The sequence below is a fragment of the Streptomyces sp. NPDC006798 genome (genome assembly GCF_040635975.1).
In the GTDB taxonomy this organism is placed as follows: domain Bacteria; phylum Actinomycetota; class Actinomycetes; order Streptomycetales; family Streptomycetaceae; genus Streptomyces.
Genome location: NZ_JBEYIS010000023.1, coordinates 69,344 through 90,127 on the forward strand (window position 1 = coordinate 69,344; position 20,784 = coordinate 90,127).

At 72.0% G+C, this 20,784-nt stretch carries 22 protein-coding genes; 9 read left to right on the plus strand and 13 right to left on the minus strand.

The window, feature by feature from the left end:
• Positions 1 to 298 precede the first annotated feature (298 nt).
• Positions 299 to 1,564 carry an MFS transporter gene (locus ABZ714_RS17890; RefSeq protein ID WP_358826185.1) on the plus strand — a complete coding sequence of 422 codons (1,266 nt, stop codon included), beginning with the start codon at positions 299 to 301 and terminating at the stop codon, positions 1,562 to 1,564.
• A gap of 65 nt (positions 1,565 to 1,629) precedes the next feature.
• Here the strand turns inward: ABZ714_RS17890 and ABZ714_RS17895 are convergent, their stop codons facing one another.
• Entirely contained in the window at positions 1,630 to 2,679 is a 1,050-nt protein-coding gene (locus ABZ714_RS17895; RefSeq protein WP_358826186.1) for a transcriptional regulator, read from the minus strand.
• A 63-nt stretch (positions 2,680 to 2,742) separates the two neighbouring features.
• Entirely contained in the window at positions 2,743 to 4,077 is a 1,335-nt protein-coding gene (locus ABZ714_RS17900; protein WP_358826187.1) for a tetratricopeptide repeat protein, read from the minus strand.
• A 141-nt stretch (positions 4,078 to 4,218) separates the two neighbouring features.
• On the opposite strand from ABZ714_RS17900, the gene ABZ714_RS17905 reads away from it, so the two are divergent.
• The 5 genes from ABZ714_RS17905 (at position 4,219) to ABZ714_RS17925 (ending at position 6,027) form a co-directional block, all read left to right on the plus strand.
• Entirely contained in the window at positions 4,219 to 4,434 is a 216-nt protein-coding gene (locus ABZ714_RS17905; protein ID WP_358826188.1) for a hypothetical protein, read from the plus strand.
• Positions 4,424 to 4,669, plus strand: a complete 246-nt coding sequence (locus tag ABZ714_RS17910; RefSeq protein ID WP_358826189.1) for a hypothetical protein — start codon at positions 4,424 to 4,426, stop codon at positions 4,667 to 4,669. Before ABZ714_RS17905 ends, ABZ714_RS17910 begins: the two co-directional genes overlap by 11 nt.
• A complete protein-coding gene (locus ABZ714_RS17915) occupies positions 4,669 to 5,187 on the plus strand; it encodes a hypothetical protein (RefSeq protein WP_358826190.1) in 519 nt (172 codons plus the stop codon). The genes ABZ714_RS17910 and ABZ714_RS17915 overlap by 1 nt, the downstream gene beginning before the upstream one ends.
• Positions 5,188 to 5,301: 114 nt before the next feature.
• Positions 5,302 to 5,511, plus strand: a complete 210-nt coding sequence (locus ABZ714_RS17920) for a DUF397 domain-containing protein (RefSeq protein WP_358826191.1) — start codon at positions 5,302 to 5,304, stop codon at positions 5,509 to 5,511.
• A gap of 336 nt (positions 5,512 to 5,847) precedes the next feature.
• Positions 5,848 to 6,027, plus strand: coding sequence for a hypothetical protein (locus tag ABZ714_RS17925; protein ID WP_358826192.1), 180 nt, complete (start codon positions 5,848 to 5,850; stop codon positions 6,025 to 6,027).
• A 294-nt stretch (positions 6,028 to 6,321) separates the two neighbouring features.
• Here ABZ714_RS17925 and ABZ714_RS17930 read toward each other — a convergent pair whose 3' ends face one another.
• From ABZ714_RS17930 to ABZ714_RS17945, 4 genes are all read right to left on the minus strand, one after another.
• A complete protein-coding gene (locus ABZ714_RS17930) occupies positions 6,322 to 7,275 on the minus strand; it encodes an alpha/beta hydrolase (RefSeq protein ID WP_358826193.1) in 954 nt (317 codons plus the stop codon).
• Positions 7,276 to 7,446: 171 nt separating this feature from the next.
• Positions 7,447 to 8,793, minus strand: a complete 1,347-nt coding sequence (gene kynU, locus ABZ714_RS17935) for a kynureninase (RefSeq protein WP_358826194.1) — start codon at positions 8,791 to 8,793, stop codon at positions 7,447 to 7,449.
• Entirely contained in the window at positions 8,786 to 9,673 is an 888-nt protein-coding gene (locus ABZ714_RS17940) for a tryptophan 2,3-dioxygenase family protein (protein ID WP_358826195.1), read from the minus strand. The genes kynU and ABZ714_RS17940 overlap by 8 nt, the downstream gene beginning before the upstream one ends.
• 187 nt (positions 9,674 to 9,860) lie before the next feature.
• Positions 9,861 to 10,274 (minus strand): DUF3151 domain-containing protein, encoded by a 414-nt coding sequence (locus ABZ714_RS17945; RefSeq protein ID WP_358826196.1) that lies wholly within the window; start codon positions 10,272 to 10,274, stop codon positions 9,861 to 9,863.
• A 167-nt stretch (positions 10,275 to 10,441) separates the two neighbouring features.
• On the opposite strand from ABZ714_RS17945, the gene ABZ714_RS17950 reads away from it, so the two are divergent.
• Positions 10,442 to 10,993 carry a Uma2 family endonuclease gene (locus ABZ714_RS17950; RefSeq protein ID WP_358826231.1) on the plus strand — a complete coding sequence of 184 codons (552 nt, stop codon included), beginning with the start codon at positions 10,442 to 10,444 and terminating at the stop codon, positions 10,991 to 10,993.
• Positions 10,994 to 11,096: 103 nt separating this feature from the next.
• On the opposite strand, the gene ABZ714_RS17955 is transcribed toward ABZ714_RS17950, so the two are convergent.
• From ABZ714_RS17955 to ABZ714_RS17965, 3 genes are all read right to left on the minus strand, one after another.
• Positions 11,097 to 11,336 carry a DUF6411 family protein gene (locus ABZ714_RS17955; RefSeq protein ID WP_358826197.1) on the minus strand — a complete coding sequence of 80 codons (240 nt, stop codon included), beginning with the start codon at positions 11,334 to 11,336 and terminating at the stop codon, positions 11,097 to 11,099.
• A gap of 179 nt (positions 11,337 to 11,515) precedes the next feature.
• Positions 11,516 to 12,199 (minus strand): response regulator transcription factor, encoded by a 684-nt coding sequence (locus tag ABZ714_RS17960; RefSeq protein WP_358826198.1) that lies wholly within the window; start codon positions 12,197 to 12,199, stop codon positions 11,516 to 11,518.
• Positions 12,200 to 12,209: 10 nt separating this feature from the next.
• Positions 12,210 to 13,559, minus strand: a complete 1,350-nt coding sequence (locus ABZ714_RS17965; RefSeq protein WP_358826199.1) for a histidine kinase — start codon at positions 13,557 to 13,559, stop codon at positions 12,210 to 12,212.
• A gap of 183 nt (positions 13,560 to 13,742) precedes the next feature.
• Here ABZ714_RS17965 and ABZ714_RS17970 point away from each other — a divergent pair, with 183 nt between their 5' ends.
• Positions 13,743 to 14,474 (plus strand): hypothetical protein, encoded by a 732-nt coding sequence (locus tag ABZ714_RS17970; RefSeq protein ID WP_358826200.1) that lies wholly within the window; start codon positions 13,743 to 13,745, stop codon positions 14,472 to 14,474.
• A 17-nt stretch (positions 14,475 to 14,491) separates the two neighbouring features.
• Here the strand turns inward: ABZ714_RS17970 and ABZ714_RS17975 are convergent, their stop codons facing one another.
• Positions 14,492 to 15,727, minus strand: coding sequence for an MFS transporter (locus tag ABZ714_RS17975; RefSeq protein ID WP_358826201.1), 1,236 nt, complete (start codon positions 15,725 to 15,727; stop codon positions 14,492 to 14,494).
• A 134-nt stretch (positions 15,728 to 15,861) separates the two neighbouring features.
• On the opposite strand from ABZ714_RS17975, the gene ABZ714_RS17980 reads away from it, so the two are divergent.
• The gene (locus ABZ714_RS17980) at positions 15,862 to 16,773 is read left to right on the plus strand and encodes a LysR family transcriptional regulator (protein ID WP_358826202.1); all 912 of its coding nucleotides are present in this window, start codon (positions 15,862 to 15,864) and stop codon (positions 16,771 to 16,773) included.
• Between the two features lie 161 nt (positions 16,774 to 16,934).
• Here the strand turns inward: ABZ714_RS17980 and ABZ714_RS17985 are convergent, their stop codons facing one another.
• From ABZ714_RS17985 to pyrE, 3 genes are all read right to left on the minus strand, one after another.
• On the minus strand, positions 16,935 to 18,497 hold the full coding sequence (locus ABZ714_RS17985) for an MFS transporter (protein ID WP_358826203.1): 1,563 nt from the start codon (positions 18,495 to 18,497) through the stop codon (positions 16,935 to 16,937).
• Positions 18,498 to 18,763: 266 nt separating this feature from the next.
• On the minus strand, positions 18,764 to 19,786 hold the full coding sequence (fbaA, locus tag ABZ714_RS17990) for a class II fructose-bisphosphate aldolase (protein WP_358826204.1): 1,023 nt from the start codon (positions 19,784 to 19,786) through the stop codon (positions 18,764 to 18,766).
• A gap of 344 nt (positions 19,787 to 20,130) precedes the next feature.
• Positions 20,131 to 20,679 carry an orotate phosphoribosyltransferase gene (pyrE, locus tag ABZ714_RS17995; RefSeq protein WP_358826205.1) on the minus strand — a complete coding sequence of 183 codons (549 nt, stop codon included), beginning with the start codon at positions 20,677 to 20,679 and terminating at the stop codon, positions 20,131 to 20,133.
• Positions 20,680 to 20,784 lie beyond the last annotated feature (105 nt).

Sequence of the window (20,784 nt, forward strand, 5' to 3'; positions counted from 1 at the left end):
GGTGAACCCCCGTTCCACCGCCGCCCATCGGTTTCGACAACGCACGGCCCCCGCCGATCATGCCCGGGTACGCGGACGAATTCCGCCCCGCCCGCGACGGCCGTCTCCCGGCCCCGGTCTGGTCCGCCCGGCCGCGCGCTGTTACGGTGCGCGGATGTTCCTCTTCCGTGCATAGGCGTCGGCACAGCCGCGCACCGGGCCGCCGAATCATCCGGCCGCCGGGCGCGGTCCTCGCCGTCCCCGCACGCACGTCGAAGAGCGCCCCCGACCCGGGCGTTCGGCCTTGAGGAACACCACCATGTCTGCTTCTCCGGCGCCGCCGCCGGCCGCGCCCTCGTACGCGGCCGTACTGCGTACCCCTTACGCCTGCCGCACTTTCGGGGCGGCCCTGCTGGGCCGTCTCTCCTACGGAATGGTCTCCCTGTCGCTGATCCTGGCGGTCAAGGGCGCCACCGGTTCGTATGCCGTGGCCGGAACCGTCATGGCCCTGTTCGGGCTGACCAGCGTGCTGCTCTCCCCTGCGAGGGCCGGACTCGTCGACCGCCACGGGCCCCGCCGGGCCCTGCTCCCGATGGCCGCCGGCTACGCTCTGTCGCTGACGGCGCTGGCCGTCGCGACCTCGTGGCCGGGGGCGCCGGGCGTTCTGCTGGGAGCTCTGGCCGTGCCCGCCGGGATGTGCACACCACCGCTCGGCCCGGTGATGCGGACGCTCTGGAGCGACCTGGTGCCCGACCGGGCGCTGCTGCGGCGCGCGTACAGCCTGGACGGGGTCGCCGAGGAACTCCTCTTCGTCACGGGCCCGCTGGTGGTGGGGGTGCTGGCCCAGTTCGCGACGGCGTCCGCCGGTCTCGCGGTCAGCGCCGCGCTCGTACTGACCGGCACGCTCGCCCTGGTCTCGGCGCCGCCGGTACGCGACCGGACGGGCCACAAGGCGACACGGCCCGCGTCGGACGAACGGCCCTCCGCCGCACGCCGAGGGGGACGGCGGAGCAACCCCGGGCTGCGTCAGGCGACCGCCGCCGCGGCGGCGGTCGGCATCTGCCTGGGCGCGTTCGACCTGCTGGTGATCGCCTACACCGATGCACACGGGGCACCCGGGGCGACCGTCGCCTGGGCACTGGCCGCGATGTCCGCGGGCAGCGCGGTCGGCGGGCTGGTCTACGGCGCGATCTCCTGGCGCGCGGCGAGCCGGACACGGCTGGCGTTTCTCGCGGTGGCGCTGGGGCTGACGCTGGCCGGGACGGGGTTCGCCCCGCATCCGGCGGTACTCGTCGCGGCGGCGGCACTCGGCGGACTCTTCATCGCACCGGCGCTGACCACGGCCTATCTGATCGCCGACGAGTCCGCCGACCCGGCGCTCCGCACCACGGCGGGCGCCTGGGTGAACACGGCGCTCAACGCGGGCTCGTCGGGGGCGACGGCGGCGGTGGGCCTGCTGGTGGGCCGACTCCCGCTCCCCCTCTGCTTCGCCCTGGCCGCGATCCCGGTCCTCCTGTCGGCAGCCTCGGCCCTCCGCACCTGGAACCCCCCGAACACGAAGCCCCTCGCCCCCACGACACGATGACCCCACGGCCGAGCGCGCCCCGCACTCGTCACCGTCGAGGGGGCGAGCGCGGGGCACACTACTTTTCAGGCTGCCCGGGAAAGATGGCGGGACCTCTCGGAAATATCCCGGGCAAGCCCATTGGAGGTATACGGCAGAAGGAGGCGAGAGATCGCCCTGACCCGCCTGTCAACTCTCCCGGAATGCATGGCAGGGTACTTGTCCAGGACTTCACTCCACGTTGCGCAGGCCGCCTCCAGATGCCCCAGTTCAAGCTGGCGTTCGGCCAGCATGAGCTGAAAACGGATTCCTGAAACCTGAGTCTCCGAGGGGCCACGCAACTGGAAATACAGCTTAAGGGACTCAATGCTGCCCGATACATCCCCCAAGGCGTATCTGACCTGCGCCGCATGATACGCCAGGGTAGCTGGCCCGTAACCTCCAAAAGATCCCGACCCACTTTCCGCTACGTCTACGGCCCGCTCCGTCTCCATAATGCTGCGTAGCGCCGAACTCTTTTCTCCGGCTACGGCAAATGAATGTGCCTGCTGCCCTGCCATGAATGCACTCATTCGTGGCCCCGCCTCGGCGGATGTGGCAGCGGCAGCATTTGCCAGGCGAACCGCGATTTCCCCGTGTCCGAGGTCGGCGGCCTGAACGCTCATCCCTCGCAGGACGCGACAGTACGTCAGATGGTCGGCGCCAGCACTCGCCAGTTCCAATCCTTTGGCGTAGTACTCCCGGGCAAGCCCATGAAGACCTTCGTCGACCGCCATCCAGCCGGTCAGATAGGAGAGAAGTGACGCGGCCGACAGCATGGCTTTGCGGACGCCATCGAAAGCATCTGCATGCAAATAAGGCACTACGGTGTTCGCCAAGAATCGCGCCGCCATCGGCCGCGAGCGCCTCCCACCAAACTGGCCGTACAATTCCTCGAATTGATCCGTCATCTTTTTGACCATGTCGACGTCCGGCATTCCGATACGCGAAACGGTTCGCGATTGAACGGCTTCCATCCGCCCGGCAACGTCCAGCCAATTCGGAATACCCACGGCAACGGAGAAGAGCCCCACCCCCATGAATAGCCGCCGCTGAGGGAATAAATTTTCCGGACCGAGGCGTTCGCAGTTTTCCATTGACGGTCAACTCCTCGCACTGAGCGGCGCCCAAGAACGTCGGGAACAGAGGGCTCTCGGCATTCAGCGCCGAGTAGCGGTCAATGCCTTCTCGTACACTTCCTTCGCCGTCGGGTTGAGGCGGTAAGACTGGAGGCGGCCAGCGATATTCGCAACGAAATTATCGACTGCCCCCGACTGGAGGCCGGAATGCTTTTCCAGGACTTGACCCCATGTGGCGCATGCCAATTCCAGATGGCCCAGCTCCAACTGTCGCTCTGCCAACATGGAGCGGAAGCGCAATTCGGTAACCCGTGAATCAGTCGGAGCTCTCAACTGGAAGTGAGACTCAAGAGAGTCAACACTGCCGGCCACATCTCCCAACGCATAACGAACCTGCGCGGTGTGATATGCCAGGGTGGCTAGCGTATACCCTCCCAGCTGAGCCTTTCCGCTGCCAGCCACCTCCATCGCTCGTTCTGTTTCTGCGATGCTGCGCAGCGCGGCAGCACGGTCGCCCGAAAGGGCGAAACTGTGCGCTTGTTGACCTGCCATGAAAGCACGCATGAGCGGGCCCGTTATCGGGGCAGCGGAAGCTGCGGCATTGGCCAGGCGGGTAGCGGAAGCACCATGACCGAGGTCTGCGGCCTGAACCGACATACCCCGGAGCACATGACAGTACGTCAGATAGTCACTGCTCGCGCCCGCCAATTCCAAGGCTTTGGTGTAATATTTCTGCGCAAGACCGTGCAGCCCCTCGTCCACCGCCATCCAGCCGGTGATGTAACACGAGAATGCGGCGGCGGTCATCATGGCCTTGCGGACATCATCGGATGCTTCTGCGCGAAGACAGGGCGCAACGGTATTAGCTAAAAATGTTGCAGCCATCGGGCGTGTGACGCGCCCGCCGCGCTTGTTGTAGATGTCGTTTAATTGATCCATTATTTCGGCGACCATATCGACATCCGACATCCCGATGCTCGCCATCACGCCGGACTGCACCGACTCCATTCTCCCTATGACCTCTGGCCAGTTCGGAACTGCCAGAGCGGCGGAGAATAGGCTCACTGTGCCTATGACGCTGCGCCGTCCGGGCAACATGTCGGCGGTCCCGAGGTCAATAAGATCGTCAACGACGGTCCCGGTATCTCCGGGCGGATCGGCCGATGCGGGAAATCCGGCCTCGGCAAGGGTGATCGGGCGCCCGAGCCTCCGGGCCAACGCCTCACGAATCAACGGACGCGTTGATTCCTTCGGCACATACCCACCCAGCCATTGACTGACCGATGGCGATTGGTACTTGGTGGGAGTGCCGCGTTCGGTGCCGATTCGGTTGACTGCTTGCGCGAACTGGCGGTGGGTCCATCCGGTCTCGTGGAGGAGGGTTGCCAGACGTGTGTTCGGTTCGCGGGTTGCCAACGAAGGTCAACTCCTCGCGTTGAGCGGCCGTTTAGCGGATTTACGCGCGGGTTCCGTCACCACGGTACCGCTGTCGGTGATCGCGGCGTTGCCTAGAGCGAGCACAGAGCGACAACGCTGCGTCACGTCGGAGGGCAGGACATGAACCGCATCACCGCTGAACCCCCGGAGCGGGAAGCCGCCTTACTCGTCGCGCTGCTCGCGGCGGGCGGCTACTGGGGTCTCGCCCCCGACTGGGTGCCCCGCGCCGGCTACACCCGCGACCCCGGCACCCTCGTCGCCGCCCTCGCCGGGCTTCGGCGGCTGCTTCAGAACGAGTCGATCCGCCTGCGCCGGGGACGTGGACGTGCTCGGTGACGACCACCCCGGCCCGTGGGAGCCGCAGGTCGGCGACACCGTTCGGGACACCGCGCGGGACCGCATCGGACGGGTGGTGGCCCGGACGCCGCCGCGTTACGCGCTCCGCCCCCTCGGTGGCGGCATCGAATGGGACGCCTTCCCCACCGACCTGCGGCCCGTGAAGACCACCGACCTTCTCCGCCCGTCCCTCACCGAGATCAACAAGCGCAGCAGCAGAGGACATCTGACGTGATGACGTGCGACGAGAAACTCACCGTCGGCGCGAAGATCCGGGAACTGGTACTTCCGTGCTTTCCCGCCACCGACCCCGACCGGTTCCGGAGCCGTATCGCCTGCCGGATCGGCCACGGACACGCGGGCTCGCATATCGCCGTCCTGTGCGAACTGCCCGCCCCGGACCGGGGGCATGTCTGGCTCGCCTGGTGCCATCGGTCCGGAAGTGACGTCGAGTGGGGCATCTCCGCCCGTCACGGCTGTGGATGCGGCGACCGGGACAGCGGAATGGACTGTCCGTCCTACGACCCCCACAGCTTCGGGCTCCGCGATCGGCCCACCCCCGAGCAGGCCGCGCTCCTCGCCGACGCCTTCGCCCGGACGCCGACCACGGCCGAGTGCGAGACCTGCCGCGACCTCACCATGCGGGAGAAGGAAGCCGTACGGGTCGGGGACTACTCACGCGCCACCGACTGCCGCATCCTGCGCCGACGCCACCAAGCCAGAGGGCACCAGCCCATCGCCGACACCACATGAACGCCCTCCGGCACGCTCCCGACCCCCGTCCCGTCGCGAGAGTCTTCGACGGCTGGACGGGTCGCGAGACGGCCGTGGGGACCGACTCCCCACACTGCGAAGAAAGGAAGGGTCATGGACGTGTTTCCCGAGTTCGAGTTCCGCACGTCGACTGCCTGCACGTACAACAACAGCAACCCCCGTTGCGTCGAGGTGGCGACGAACGTTCCCGGGGTCGTAGCCGTCCGCAGTTCCGTGTCCGGACGCACGGTCGAGTTCACGGCGATTGAGTGGACCGGCTTCCTGAGCGGTGCGAAGCTGGGCGAATTCGACCTCTCGGTGTAGGAGCGTCCATGCAGGAGTGCCCGCGTTGCGGTGGAGTACCGGAGCACGACCCCGAACACACCGACACGCGCTGGTGTCTTTCCTGCTGGCTCACGTGGACACCGCTGCGGGAACCCGTCTGCGGCGGTTCACTTCCGCGGTTCATGCCCGGTCTTCGCGTACTGCGAGATTCCCGGCACCTGAACCACTGATGCGCGAAGCGGCACCCTGCCCCATCCCGAACCTCGGGGCGGGGCTGCCGTAGCACGCGCAGTCCCCTCACCGGGACACGAAGACGCCCCGACAGGCCGCGTAGGACCGGTCCATCGGGGCCCGCCGATCAGCTAATGGGAGCTGATGACATTGCGAGACCTTATCGTCCATGCGTCCACCTGGACGCTGCACCGATTACTTCCCGCCCCACAGGGACTGGAACGGCGGGAGCGGTTCCACGCCACCGCCTCGGCCGGACTCGGCTTCGACCGCCACCGCGCCGCCCCCGGCGTGCACCGGGTCCCCGCCGGGGCGACACCATGACCCGTGAATCGCTCCTCAACACCCCGCGCCCCTTCACCCCACCCTGCGCCTACTGCGCACACCCCACCGGCGCACCCGTCATAGTCGGCGTGACCGAACGAGCCAGCGGCCCGCCGCTAGTCCAGTACACCTGCCACACCTGTGCCACGCGACACGGCGCCGGCCCCTCACCCGACGACGTGATCGACTACTGAGCCCAAAGGTGAATGCCGACCAGCAGGCCGTAATCAGCCCGGTCGCGGCCGTCCCACCCGGGGTCGAGCCGATGCGGTCCGGCGCCCGGAGTACAGGCCGTCACCAGGCGAGTTGCGCGATCTCCTCCGCCACCACCGCGCACGCGTCCGCCGACGGGTCGATCAGGGGGAAGTGGCCCACCTCCGCCAGGAGTGTCAGGCCCACCGTTTCGCCCGCGCGGGCCGCCGCGTCGGCGTACGCCTCGGCGACCGGCGGGGGTACGACGATGTCGTCGTACCCCTGGACCACGGTCGTCGCGATGCCCGTCGGCAGCAGCAGCGCCGGGTCGGCCTCCGCGCGCCGCGCCGCCGCCTCGTCGTCCTCGGCGCCGAGGAGTTGGCGGACCGCGCCGCCGCATACGTCGAGCGCCGTGGCCCGGTCGAAGTCGGCGATCGGGGCGAGTGCCACCACTCCGCGCAGTTCGGGTGCGCGGTCCAGGCGCCAGGCGCTGCCCCGGGGCAGTACGTGGCGTGCCGCCGCCCAGAGCGCGAGCTGGCCGCCCGCGGAGTGGCCGGTGAGGACGGTCCGGCGAATGTCGGTACCGGGCAGCGCCCGGGCCACCAGCTCCGGCAGGGCGTCCATCGCAGCGGCGACGTCGTCGAAGGTCTCCGGCCAGCGTCCGGCGACCGGACCGCCCTCGGGGCCCGTGCGGGGAGCGGGGACGTCCCGTCCCCTGCGGTACTCGACGTTCGCCACCGCGAACCCCCGCCGGGCCAGGAAGTCCGCGAACGGGCTGATGTGCCGACGGTCGTACGGGGTACGCCACGCGCCTCCGTGGAAGACCACGACCAGCGGCGCCCCGCCCGCCCCCTCGGGGTGGTCCGGGCCGCCGCCCCGGGGCGCGTGGAAGTCGACGATCTGGTCCGGGTGCGGGCCGTACGCCTCCGTCGCGTCGGGGTCGACGGCCGGATGCGCGAACGCCGACTTCTCCTCGGCCGCGTCCCGTTCGACGGCGGCGGCCTCGGGGGTGTTCGGTTCCGGCCGGCTCGGGTCCGGCACGCTGGATTCCGCCATGCGGTTCCAACCCTCCGATGTTCACGCGGACTTGTACCGCTGGAACGACCTGGTCAGCGGGACGGTACCACCGAAGGGGCGGCCGTCCCCGAGGACGCCCGAACGGCCGCCGGAAGGGCTCCTTCCGGCGGCCCGGGCGCCCTGTTCGAAGGCCCGGCCGCCGCCACCGTCCTACTCGGCCGCCACCGGCTCCGCCGCCACTTCCGCCAGTACCTCCGCGAGTACGCCCGCCGCGCGCTCCGCATCCGCGAAGCCCGTATACAGCGGGGTGAACCCGAACCGCAGGACGTCCGGGCCGCGCAGATCCCCGACCACGCCACGGGCGATCAGCCGGTCCATCACGGCGGGTGCCGTCCCGGGGCAGGAGAGCGCGATCTGGCTGCCGCGCTCCTCGTGCCGCTCCGGCGTCAGAGACCGCAGCCGGGCGTCACCACCCTCGGGACCGGTTCCGGCGAGGCCCGCGTACGCCGCCGCGCACTCCAGGAAGAAGTCGGTCAGGGCCAGGCTCTTGGCCCGTACGGCATCGATCCCGACCCCGTCCCAGACGTCCAGCGCCGCGTCGAGCGCCAGTAGGGAGAGGATGTCGGGCGTCCCGACCCGGCCGCGCCCGATCCCGGCCGCGGGCTCGTACCCCGGTGTCATCGCGAACGGCTCCGCGTGCCCGTTCCACCCCGGCAGCGGCGAGTCGAAGGCGGCCTGGTGGCGGGCGGCGACATAGAGGAACGCGGGGGCGCCGGGGCCGCCGTTCAGATATTTGTACGTACACCCCACGGCCAGGTCCACGCCGTGGGCGTCGAGGTCCACCGGCAGGGCCCCGGCGCTGTGGCAGAGGTCCCAGACGGCGAGGGCGCCCGCCTCGTGGACGGCGGCCGTCAGGCCGGGCAGGTCGTGGCGGCGGCCGGAGCGGTAGTCGACATGGTTGAGGAGTACGGCCGCGGTCCGCGGGCCCAGCGCCCGGCCGACGGCGGCCGGGTCGGCGGGGTCGACCGGGACGATCCGGTGCCCGGTCAGCCGGGCCGCCGACGCGGCGATATAGCCGTCCGTGGGGAACGTGGTGGCGTCCACCAGGACGTCCGTACGCCCGTCGCCCGCCAGCCGGGCCGCGCCGACCACGGCCTTGAAGACGTTGACGCTGGTCGAATCGCCGACCACGAGCTGACCCGGCGCGGCCCCGACGAGGGGCGCGATCCGGTCGCCGATCCGCTCGGGCGCCTGCCACCAGCCGCTCTCGGTCCAGGACCGGATGCCCAGTTCGCCCCACTGGCGGCCGATGACATCGGCGAGCCGGGCGGGGACGTGGGCGGCGAGCGCGCCGAGGGAGTTGCCGTCAAGATAGACGACGCCGTCGGGGAGGGCGAAGCGGTCCCGGGCGAACCGGAGCGGGTCGGCGCCGTCGAGCCGGGCGGCCCGGTCCCGCAGCGCGTCGCGTACGGAAGCGGCGGGTACGACGGGCTCGGCGCTGGGCTGCGGGACATCCGGGACAGCCGGGGCGACGGAGGTCGTACGGGGCTCAGACATGGCTGCGCGCCGTCCACAGCTCGGGGAAGACATTGCGGCGGGCCCGCTTCTCCAGCCAGGCCACCCCGGCGGAGCCGCCCGTCCCCGTCTTGGCGCCCATCGCGCGCCGGGTCGCCACGAGATGGTCGTTGCGCCAGCGCCAGACCAGTTCGGCGACATCCGTCAGCGCCTCCCCGAGCCGTACCAGCTCCTCGTCCCGGTCCGGCTCGCGGTAGATCTCCGACCAGACCCGTTCGACGGCCTCGTGCGACTCGTACCGGCGGTCCGGATCGCGGTCGAGCACCTCGGCCGGGACCGCCTTGCCGCGCCGGGCCAGCAGCGCCAGCACCTCGTCGTAGAGGCTGGGCTCGGCCAGCGCCTTCTCCAGCTCGGCGTGGACCCGGGGCGCGCCCCGGTGCGGGACCAGCATCGACGCGGACTTCTCGCCGAGCAGGAACTCCATCCGCCGGTACATCGCGGACTGGAAGCCCGAACCCTCGCCGAGGGCGCCCCGGTAGGAGTTGAACTGCGCGGGGGTGAGCTGTCCGAGGGGCCGCCAGGACGCGTTGAGCGCCTCCAGCTCGCGTACCGAACGCTTGAGGGCGGCTATGGCGACGGGCACGTCGTCACGGCGGAGCGCGGCGGTCGCGGTCTCCCACTCGTGGACGACGACGGTGAACCACAACTCCATGACCTGGGTGGTGACGAGGAAGACCATCTCGCCGGGGTCGTCGGAGAGGGGATGCTGCAAATGGGTGAGGACATCGGCCTGGACGTAGTCCTCGTACGGGGTGGTCCCCGCGAAGTCGACGGTCGGCGCGTCCTCGACGGCACCATCGGCGGGTGCGGTGGGCGCGGTGGCTTCACGCGCCGGGGAGTCGTGCGCAGCGGACTGGGACATCGCGTCTCCTCGATGTGTCCGGGTAGCGGTCCGCCCCTTCCTGTTGGTGGTGGGAGCTCCGGTCCCCGAGCGCATCCTAGACGCGGACCCGTGTCCCCTCCAGATATCTCCGCGCGGAACCAGGCGGAACCGCACGGGGCACCGGACCTCAAACCCGGCGCCCCGAACGAGACGAACCGTCTCGGCCTCAGCCCAGCGTGTCCGCGGCGAGCGGCGACGAGTCCCGCAGGAACTGCGAGCAGCGCTCGTACTCCGCCTTCTCGCCGATGGCGCCCGCGGCCCGGGCGAGGGCGTGCAGGGCGCGCAGGAAGCCCCGGTTCGGCTCGTGCTCCCACGGCACGGGCCCGTGTCCCTTCCAGCCGCTGCGGCGCAGGGCGTCGAGCCCCCGGTGGTACCCGGTCCGGGCGTACGCGTACGACTCCACGACCCGCCCGGCCTCGAAGGCGTCGTCCGCGAGCAGCGCCCAGGCCAGCGACGAGGTCGGGTACTGAGCGGCGACGTCCACGGGCGCGGTCCCGGCGGCGAGCGCCTCACGGGGCCCGGCCTCGTCGGGCAGCAGGGTGGGGGGCGGACCCCCGAGGAGATTCTCATGAATGGCCATACGCCCAGTCTCCCCCACCCCCGCGGCGACCCCGGGCACGGGGCGGGGGCGCGGACCAAGGGCTGCCCGCCCGCTCTACCGGACTCTTCAAGACATCGCTCGGCCGACCCCGGCACACTTGGACGTGCCGGCCATCAGGAGGCGGAGGAGTGAGCGTTGCCAGCTCTATGGAGCACCATGGTCCCTGGACCGTCGCGGATGTCCTGGCCCTGCCCGAGGACCGTTCCGTGCGCTACGAGCTGCTGGGGGAATCCCTCGTGACGTCCCCGGCGCCGGGGCTGCGCCATCAGCGTGCGAGCTTCCGGCTCCATGTGGCGCTCGAGGCCGCCGCGCAGGCGGCGAGTGCGCCGGTCGAGGTCCTGGAGGCGATCAACGTCACCCTGCCCTCCGGGCTGGCGGTCCCGGACATCGTCGTGGCCGACGCGGGCGCGACGGCCGAGGACGCGGTGAGTATCGACGCCGAAGCCGTACAGCTCGTGGTCGAACTCGTCTCGCCCGGCAACAAGACCATGGACCGCAAGGTCGAACCACTGCTCTACGCCGAGGCCGCCATTCCGCACTACTGGCGGCTGGAGTTCGACCCCGCTCCGCGTCTGATCGTCTCGGAGCTGGACAACGGCAGGTACGCCGAGCGGGTCATCGCGCTCCCGGGCACCGTCACCACGATCGACGGGCCGTTCCCGATGAAGCTCGACCCGGCCGGGATCGCCCGGCAGTAGGCGCCGTACGTCAGGGCTTCGCACGCGCCGGACCGGATGTGCGAGCGGAGTCCGGTGCGCGCGTACGCGGTCACCGTCCCCCGGCCCGGGTGGTGTGCGGTCGTCAGAAGGGCAGGCGGCGGCGGGCCCGCCGCCCGGCGGATCCGCTCCGCCCCACGGCCCGGGAGCTGCTGCGGAACGGCTTGCTGAGCAGGCGGCCGAGGATTCCCGGGGCCTTGCCGCCCAGGCGGGATCCGGCCCCGAGGGTGCGCTGGGTGCCGCGTTCCGGGTGGCGGGAGAGGCGGGGGACGAGGAAGCCCAGGACGGCCAGAGCGGCACAGACACCGATAATTGCGATGATCACGCGGGTCTCCTTCCGGGTATGCGGCGGCGTCGCGGTCGCCGGGAGGCGACGACACCGGACCACAAGGTCGTGCGCGGTCCTTCCCCTCGGAAGGACTCAGGCTGCCCGCCTACCCAGTCGCCCGACGCCGACACGCCCCGCCTCGGAAGTCGGGCCCGGCAAGATCCACAAGGCACGCCCTAGCCCCGGTCGAAGTGCCAGGCCGCGATGCCTACCCGGTTGCGGACTGCCAATTTGGCCTGGATGTTCGCGACGTGCGTCTTCACCGTGCCGGGGGTGATGAAGAGCGCCGAACCGATCTCCGCGTTGGTCAGACCGTCCGCGACCAGCCGGACGATCTCCGCCTCGCGGGCCGTCAGCGGGGAGTCCTCCCGGGCGGGTAGCGACGGCGCGGACGCGGCCGGGGGCCGGAGGAGGCCGGCCGTCAGTTGGGGGCTGATCAGGACGTCGCCCGACATCGCCGCCCGTACCCCCTCGATCAGCAGCCCCGGGCCCGACCTCTTCAGCAGGAAGCCGCACGCGCCGTCGCGCAGCGCCGAACGTACCTGGTCGTCGTGGTCGAAGGTGGTGACGATCAGGACCCGTACGGGATCGGGGACGTCGGGGCCCGCGAGGCGGCGGGTGACCTCCAGGCCGTCGAGGCCGGGCATCCGGATGTCGGCGACGACCAGGTCGGGACGGAGTTCCCGGGCCAGGGCGACGGCGGTGAGGCCGTCGGCGGCCTCGCCGACCACCGTCATGTCCGGCTGGGAGCCGAGGATCAGCCGGAATCCGCTGCGTACGTCGTCCTGGTCGTCCGCGAGCAGGATCCGGGTGGGGCCGGTCCGGTCGGCGGCCGGTCCGGTGGCGGCACTGGTCGTCATGGCGGGCCTTTCAGGGCTGGGCGTACGGGGCCGGGAGGCCGGCGGGCGGTGATCCGGCGGCGGGGGCGGAATCCTCGGCAACGACAACGACAACGGCGTCGGCGTCGGCGTCGGCGTCGGCGTCGGCCGGGAAAACGGCGGTCAGACACCAGCCCGCGCCCGGTCCCCCCGCCGCCGTCCCGGGCGCCCGGCCCGCCGTGAGCGTGCCGCCGAGCGCCGTGACGTGTTCGGTGAGGGCGGGCAGGCCGAGTCCGCCCGCGTCCCGGGACCTGCGCGGCAGCCGGAAGCGCGTGGGGCCGCCGCCCGTACCGTCGTCGGTGACGGAGACCGCGACCCCGGCCGGGGCGCGGTGGACCCGTACCGTCACCCGGGTCGCGTCCGGCGCGTGCCGCCGGACGTTGGTCAGCGCCTCCACGACGATCCGGTACGCCGCCGCTCCCGCCTCCCGGTCCAGTGCGGCCAGCGCGTCCTCGTCGGCGTCCAGTACGGCTTCCATCGCACCGGGCCGTCCGGAGCCGCCCGAGGCCCCGGACCCCCCGGCCCCGGCCGTGCCGAAGTCGGCGACCAGCCGGGGCAGCAGTTCCGGGCCGGGCGGCGGGGTGTCGGCGGAGCCGCCCGTACCGTCGGCGGACCGGTCGCGGAGCATCGCGACCGTACGGTCCATGGACGCCAGCGCGTTCAGCCCGGCCCGTTCGATCCGTTCCAGGGCGAGCAGCGCCGCCCCCGGGTCGGACTCGGCGACGAACCGCGCGGCCTGCGCCTGCACCACGATCCCGCTGATGTCGTGGGCCACGAAGTCGTGCAGATCGCGGGAGAGCCGCAGCCGCTGCTCCCGGCGGGCCGTGTCGACCGCGGCGCGGCGCCGGGCCGCCGCCCGGCGCGGATAGCCGCCGACCGCGAGGGCCCCGCCCACCGGCAGCAGCCAGAACACCATCACGGCGACGACCTCCGCCCAGGAACCGTCGGTCAGGGACGGCACCGGCCAGAGACAGACCGCGAGGGCGGCGAGCGGGACTGCGTACCCGGCCCGGCGGCGCGGCGCGAGCCGGACCACGGCCGCGATCAGCACCAGCAGCAGCCCGGCCTCGGCCAGGCTCCACGCGGACCGGGCCTCTTCCCCGGAAGCCGCCGGAACGGCGAACGTCGCGGCCAGGGAGAGCAGCGCGCACCCGGCGGTCGCGGGAGCGATTCCGGACCGAACGGCCGCGAGCCCGCGACCTTCCCCACCGGTTCCGCCGGAGCCCCGGTCGGCCCTCAGCCGGGCCGCCGCCGGCCGGGCCGCGGCCCAGCCGATCGTGCTCACACAGCCGACGGCCGGCGCCACGACCAGTGCGTTCCAGGGCCCGTCGGCACCCGTCATCGTTCCCCTCCGTCCCCCGTCGGTGGGGCTCAGCCTACGAGCCCGCCCGCCTCCCCCGAACGGCACAGTCGCCCCGGTCCACCCGGCCCCGGCTCTCTGCCGATCGGCGGATGGGCCCGGACACCGGTCAGGGGCGAGGCTTCTCACATCGAACAACCGCCCCTCCAGCAACGGGAGTCATCAATGCGGAAGCACCTCACCTCCACCCGTACCGTCGCCCTCGCCTGTGCCACCGCCGCCCTTCTCACGGGGACGGTCAGCGCCTCCACGGCCGCCGACGGCTCCGGCACAGCCGCCGACCGCGCCGACCGCGCCGCGAACCCCGCCGCCACCGCAACCGCCGCTCCGGTCACCCCGGTCGCTTCTGTCTCCAACACTCAGGGCACCTCCCGCAAGGGCCCCGCCGCGAGCGTGAAGGGCAAGGGGCGGATCCACTTCACGCTCCGGCCGAAGGACACCATCCGCTTCGAGGTGGACGCCGTGGCCGTGCCGTACGGCAAGCCGCTGCCCGGACTGCCCACCGGAATGCCGACGGACGGCGAGGGCACGCTCCGCTACAGCCACTACAACCCCGACACCGGCGAAACCGGCTGGGCGGTCGCCGATATCGACTGCGTGTCGACGGGCGGGAAGACGGCGACCGTCACCGCGATCATCCGCGAGACCAACGTCGAACGGGTCGGCAAGCGCGTCGGCATCAGCTTCCAGCAGGGCGAGCGCGGCGCCCCGGCGCGGCTCGGCTTCAGCTGGGGCGTCGTCAATGTCGACGGCGGTACCGACGCCGACGGCCAGGTGGGCGGTACGGGCACCTGCCAGGCACCCGCCCCCTTCTCCCGGGTGACGGAGGGCGGCTACCGGATCCGGCACGCCGAGATCCCGCCGATCCCCACCACCGCGACCACGGCCCGCCCCTGACGCATCATCACCCGTGGTCAACGCGACCCCTCCGGCTCCCGGCCCGACACCCGTTCCGGCGCACCTTCCGGCTCCCGGCCCGGCGCACCTTCCGGCCCCCGGCCCGGCGCGCCGCCACGGGGAGCCCGGCGGCCCGCCGCCAGATGCAGGCCCAGACCGAGCACGGCGACCCCCGCCGCCAGCCACGGCAGCCGCTCGGCGGGCAGACCGCCCGCGAGCGCCAGACCGCCCAGGCCCGAGCCGATCGCACTGCCGAGATAGAGCGCGGAGTTGTTCAGCGCGAGGGCGACCGTCGCGTCCCCGTCGCCGCCCCGCAGCGCCAGCAGCCGCTGTTGCTGGGGCACTTGCAGGGCCCAGCCCGCCGCACCCCACAGCACGAGGGCGGGGAAGGCCGCCGCGCCGAGCGGCGGCAGCGCGCCCTCGGCGAGTACCAGCACCACCAGTACGGCGGTGACCAGCGCCGCCGCCCGGCCCGTACGGTCCAGCAGCGGTCCGGCCACGACACTGCCCAGGACGCCGCCGATACCCCACGCCCACAGATACGGGGCGGTCCCGCCCGCGTCGACACCCGCCGCGCCCAGCACCGGCGCGAGGTAGGTGTAGAGCCCGAGGCTGGCGACGGCGGCCAGGAAGGAGACACCGACGACCGGCGCCACCCGCCGGTCGGTGAGCGCGCCGAACCTGGCCCGTATCGGCACCCCGGGACTCGCCGGGATCCGCGGCAGCCGGACGCACAGGCCCGCCAGGGCGACCACCCCGAGCCCGGTGACCAGCCACATCGTGGCCCGCCAGCCCGCCTCTTCCGCGACCAGCACCCCGACCGGCACGCCGAGTACCGTCCCGGCGCTCATCCCGCCCATCACCAGGGCGAGCGCCCGGCCCTGCCGCCCCTCGGGGGCGAGCGCCGACGCCCCGGCGGTGGCCAGTGCCGAGAAGACCCCCGCCCCGGCCCCGGCGATCACCCGGGAGCCGAGCAGTACGGCGACCGAGGTACTGACCGCCGTGACCGCGTTCCCGAGGGTGAACACGGCGAGCGCGACGACCAGCAGCACCCCGGGCCGCGTCCCCGACAGCAGGCCCGCCACCAGCGGCGCGCTCACCGCGTACGCCAGGGTGTACGCGGTGACCATCTGCCCGGCCATCGACACCGTCGTATCGAGGTCGTCCGCCACGACCGGCAGCAGACCGGCCATCACATACGCGTCGAGCCCCAGCGTGAACGCTCCCAGGATCAACAACCAGATTCTGCGCACGGCCCTGTTCACTCCCCTTGGTGCCGGAAGACCTGTCCGAACGGCCGCTCCACGGCGACCGGCCGACCGGAAACGTAGGCGGGCTCCGGTCCACCGGGGAAATGCCCCGGACGGCGTGTTTATGCTTGGGAGGCATGGATCTGTCCACCGTCGAACTCCGGCATCTGCGCGGCTTCCTCGCCGTCGCCGACGAGCTGAACTTCACCCACGCCGCGGCCCGGCTCGGCATCGGCCAGCCCGCCCTCACCCGGACCGTGCGCGCCCTGGAGGAGTCCCTCGGCGCCCGGCTGCTCGCCCGGACCACCCGGTCCGTCGAACTGACCGACGCCGGACGCCGGTTGCGGGACGAGCTGACCCCGCTCCTCGGCGGCCTGGACTCGGCGCTGCGCGGCACGGCGGACGGCGCCCTGCTCCGGCTGGGCTTCACCGCCCAGCTCCCGGCCGTCTGCGCCGGACTGACCGCCGCCTTCGAGCGGGCCACCGGCGCCGGGGTCCGGCTGGTCCGCAAGGACACCCCACTGGCCGGACTCGACGCCGGGGCCTGCGACATCGCGGTGGTCCGCGGTGAGATCCCGCCCGAAGCGCCGGTACGGAGCCGGGTCCTGCTGCACGAACCCCGGATGGCCGTCGTCGCCCGGGACGGTACCCGGCTCACCGGCCGCCGCGTCGTGGAGTGGACCGAACTCGCCCACCTCCCCCTGGTCGTCGACACCGTCACCGGCACCACCCACCCCGGACTCTGGCCCTCCGGCCACCGCCCCGAACTCGCCTGCCACGCCGACAACGTCGACGAATGGCTGGAGTCCGTCGCGGCGGGCCACGGCGTGGGTATCGCCACCGAGCCCGTCATCCGCCGTCTGCGCCACCCCAATCTGCGCCCGCTACGGCTGAAGAACGCCCCCAGGGTCGCCGTACGCCTGGCGATCCCCGCCCGGAATCCGCATCCGCTCGCCGAGCGCTATCTCCTCGACGCGACAGCCGTAGCCACAGCCACCGGCGGCGCCACCAGCACCGGCACGAACACCGGCACCCCGCCCCGGCCCTGACCCCGTCTCACCTCACCCGGACCGGTGGGCGTGGTGGCGGCGGCCGGTGCCGTACTGGCGCTCCGGGCCCGGCGCCGTACCGAATCCGCAGGACTCCCCTCGCCTCACCGACCGGACACGACCCGCCCGGCCCACCGACAACCCGGCCCCGGACCCGCCCCTCACCCCCCTCCTTCCGGTTCGGCCCGTCTCGCCTCGCGGGTGCCGCCGGTCTCCAGCGGGGGCGCCCCCACCCCACAGTTGACCCGGCACTCCGGATGGGCGCACGGCGCCTTCGGACGGCGGATCCAGACCGCCGCCACCAGAGCACCCACCACCAGCACCCCCGCACAGATCGGCATCGCCCGGTCGAAGGCCGTGTCGAACTGCGTCGCCGAGCGGTACGCCTCCGGACCCATCCCGACCAGCAGCGGCAGCGCCGCCACCGCCACCAGGCCCGCCGCCCGGGCCGCCGCGTTGTTGACCCCGCTGGCTATCCCCGCCCGGGAGGTCGGCACCGACGAGAGCACCGTCGCCGTCAGCGGGGCGACCAGGGCCACCATCCCCACCCCCAGAACGATCAGCCCCGGAAGCACATCCACCGCATAGGAGGCGTCCGGACCCACCCGGAGCATCAGCAGCATCCCGGCCGCGCAGAGCAGCGGCCCCACCGTCAGCGGCAGCCGTGGCCCCGTCCGCTCCGCCAGCTCACCCGAGGCCGCCGAGAACAGCAGCATCAGCAGGGTCGTCGGCAGCAGCGCCAACCCGGCGCCCAGCGCCGAGTAGCCGGAGACGACCTGGAGCTGGAGCGCGGCCAGGAAGAAGAAGCCTCCGAATGCCGCGTACACACAGAGCGTCACCGCATTGACCACGGTGAACATCCGCGAGCGGAAGATCGTCAAGGGCAGCATCGGGTTCCTCGTCCGCCGCTCCACCAGGATGAACACCACCGCGACCAGCACCCCGAGCACCCCCGGCCACCACTCGGCGGCGATCAGCGCATAGGTCACCAGGGCCAGCGCCCCCGCGCCCAGCACCGCGCCCAGTACGTCGAAGCGCCCGGTACGCGCCGCGGGGTCACGGGTCTCGGGGACGTATCTCAGGGCGACGGGCACACAGATCGCGGCGAGCGGCACATTGATCAGGAAGATCCACCGCCAGCCGGGCCCGTCGACCAGCCAGCCGCCGACGAACGGCCCGATCGCCGCGCCCACACCGCCGAAGCCCGACCAGAGGCCCACCGCCCGGGCCCGGTCGTCCGGATGGAAGCTCGCCTGGATGATCGCCAGCGAGCCCGGTGTGAGCAGCGCGCCGCCTATGCCCTGAAGGGCGCGGGCCGCGATCAGGAACCCGGCGTCGGGCGCGATACCGCAGAGCAGCGACCCCAGGGCGAACCAGACCACTCCGACGACGAAGACCTTCCGCCGCCCGTAACGGTCGCCGAGCGCGCCGCCGAGCAGGATCAGCCCGGCCAGGGTCAGCATGTAGGCGTTGACGGTCCACTGGAGGTCGGCCAGGTCCGTGTCCAGGTCGTCACCGATATGGGGCAGGGCGACATTGACCACGGTCGAGTCCAGCAGGGCCATGCTGGAGCCGAGGACCGTCGTCAGGACGACCCACCGCCCCGCGGCCGTCGACAACCGGACCCCGCCCCCGGCGGCATCACCGGCACCGCCCGGCGCAGGCCCTCCCGGGCCGTCCCGGCCCGCGGCCAGGCCCTTCTCGTCCCCCGCTTCCGCGTCCATATCCGGATCATCCCAGCGCCCCGCGACCCCCGCGACCCCTGTGGATAACCCGCGCACCAGCCCCGCCAGACCCCTGCCCAAGCCCCTGACCAGGGACGACAGTCGGTATCCCGAACAGCTCGGCACACGGGAAGGCCCGGCACCCCCGAAGGAGCGCCGGGCCTTCCCGTACAAAACCGCCGCGGAAACCGCCGCGAAATCCGCTGTCGGCCGGTGCGGGTCCGGCCGGGTGCCGGTCCGGGCAGTGCCGGTCCGGCCGGTGCGGGTTACTTGATCCGCGTACCCGTCGAACGCAGCGCCGCGCACGCCTCGGCCACGCGCTGGGCCATGCCCGCCTCGGCCAGCTTGCCCCAGGTCCGCGGGTCGTACGTCTTCTTGTCGCCGACCTCGCCGTCGACCTTCAGCACACCGTCGTAGTTCTTGAACATGTGCGCCGCGACGGGCCGGGTGAACGCGTACTGCGTGTCCGTGTCGAGGTTCATCTTCACCACACCGTTGTCGAGCGCGGTGGCGATCTCCTCGACGGTGGAGCCCGAGCCGCCGTGGAAGACGAAGTCGAACGGCGACGTCTTGCCGTACTTCTCGCCCACGCCCTGCTGGAGGTCCTTCAGCAGCTCGGGCCGGAGCACGACATTGCCCGGCTTGTAGACGCCGTGGACATTGCCGAAGGAGGCGGCCAGCAGGTAGCGGCCCTGCTCGCCCAGGCCGAGCGCCTCGGCGGTGCGCAGCGCGTCCTCGACCGTCGTGTACAGCTCGTCGTTGATCTCGTGGGTGACGCCGTCCTCCTCGCCGCCGGTCGGGGTGATCTCGACCTCGAGGATGATCTTGGCGGCGACGGCCTGCGGCAGCAGCTCGGCGGCGATGGCCAGGTTGTCGGCCAGGTTCTCGGCGGAGCCGTCCCACATATGCGACTGGAAGAGGGGGTTCCGGCCGGCCGCGACACGCTCGGCGGAGACCGCGATCAGCGGGCGGACGTACGTGTCCAGCTTGTCCTTCGGGCAGTGGTCCGTGTGCAGCGCGATGTTCACGTCGTACTTGGCGGCGACGATGTGCGCGAACTCGGCGAGCGCGACCGCGCCCGTGACCATGTCCTTGTTGTGCTGGCCGCCCAGGAACTCGGCACCGCCGGTGGAGATCTGGACGATGCCGTCGCTCTCGGCCTCCGCGAAGCCGCGCAGGGCCGCGTGGAGAGTCTGGGAGGAGGTCACGTTGATCGCCGGGTAGGCGAACTTGCCTGCCTTCGCCCGGTCGAGCATCTCGTTGTAGACCTCGGGGGTTGCGATGGGCATCTGTCCGCTCCTTGGATGTCTGCGGTTCTGCGTATGTGCGGGCCCTGACCTTGGGGCGACGTCATCGTCGGCCCCTATCTTCGCAGACTCCGGAAGAGGGCCGCCGCCCGGTCTGCGGGCATACGTACGAGCTGTCCCCCGGGCAGGTCACACGGCTGTCCGGATCACGGCGACGCCCCGCGGCGGGGCCCCGGAGCAGCCCGAGGCCCGGCCGGAACGGGGGGCGAAAAACCCGGTACGACCCCGGTGCGCCGCCGATCCGGAACCGGCCCGAAACGACCGCCGCCCCGGGCCCCGGGGCGGCCGGTGCGCCGACCCCGTACGGCTCAGCCCAGGGGTACGGCTCAGTCCAGGCCCAACTCGTCGAGGGAGTACGCGTACAGATACGGCACCCCGGCCGTCGTGCTGATCTTCTCGCCCGCGCCCGTCGCCCGGTCCACGATCGTCGCCACCGCGACGACCTCGCCCCCGGCCTCGCGCACGGCCTCGACCGCCGTCAGCGGGGACCCGCCGGTCGTCGACGTGTCCTCCACGACCAGGCAGCGGCGGCCCTTGATGTCGGGGCCCTCCACCCGGCGCTGCATCCCGTGCGCCTTGGCGGCCTTACGGACCACGAAGGCGTCCACCCGGCGCCCGTCGGCCGCCGCGGCGTGCAGGATCGAGGCCGCCACCGGGTCGGCGCCCAGAGTCAGCCCGCCGACGCAGTCGAAGTCGAGGCCGGCGGTGAGATCCGACATGACCCGCCCGACCAGGGGGGCGGCGGCACCGTCGAGCGTGATCCGCCGCAGATCCACGTAGTAGTCGGCCTCGATGCCCGAGGAGAGGGTCACCTTGCCGTGCACCACGGCCTTGTCCTTGATCTGCTGGAGCAGGTCAGCGCGTACGTCAGTCATGCCCCGAGCTTAGGCCGTCTCTTCCGGATCTCGCCGGGCGCGCGTGCCCTGGCACGCGCACTCGCCGCGCTGCCGTCAGTCGTCGACGCTCCGCGTGGACTCCCT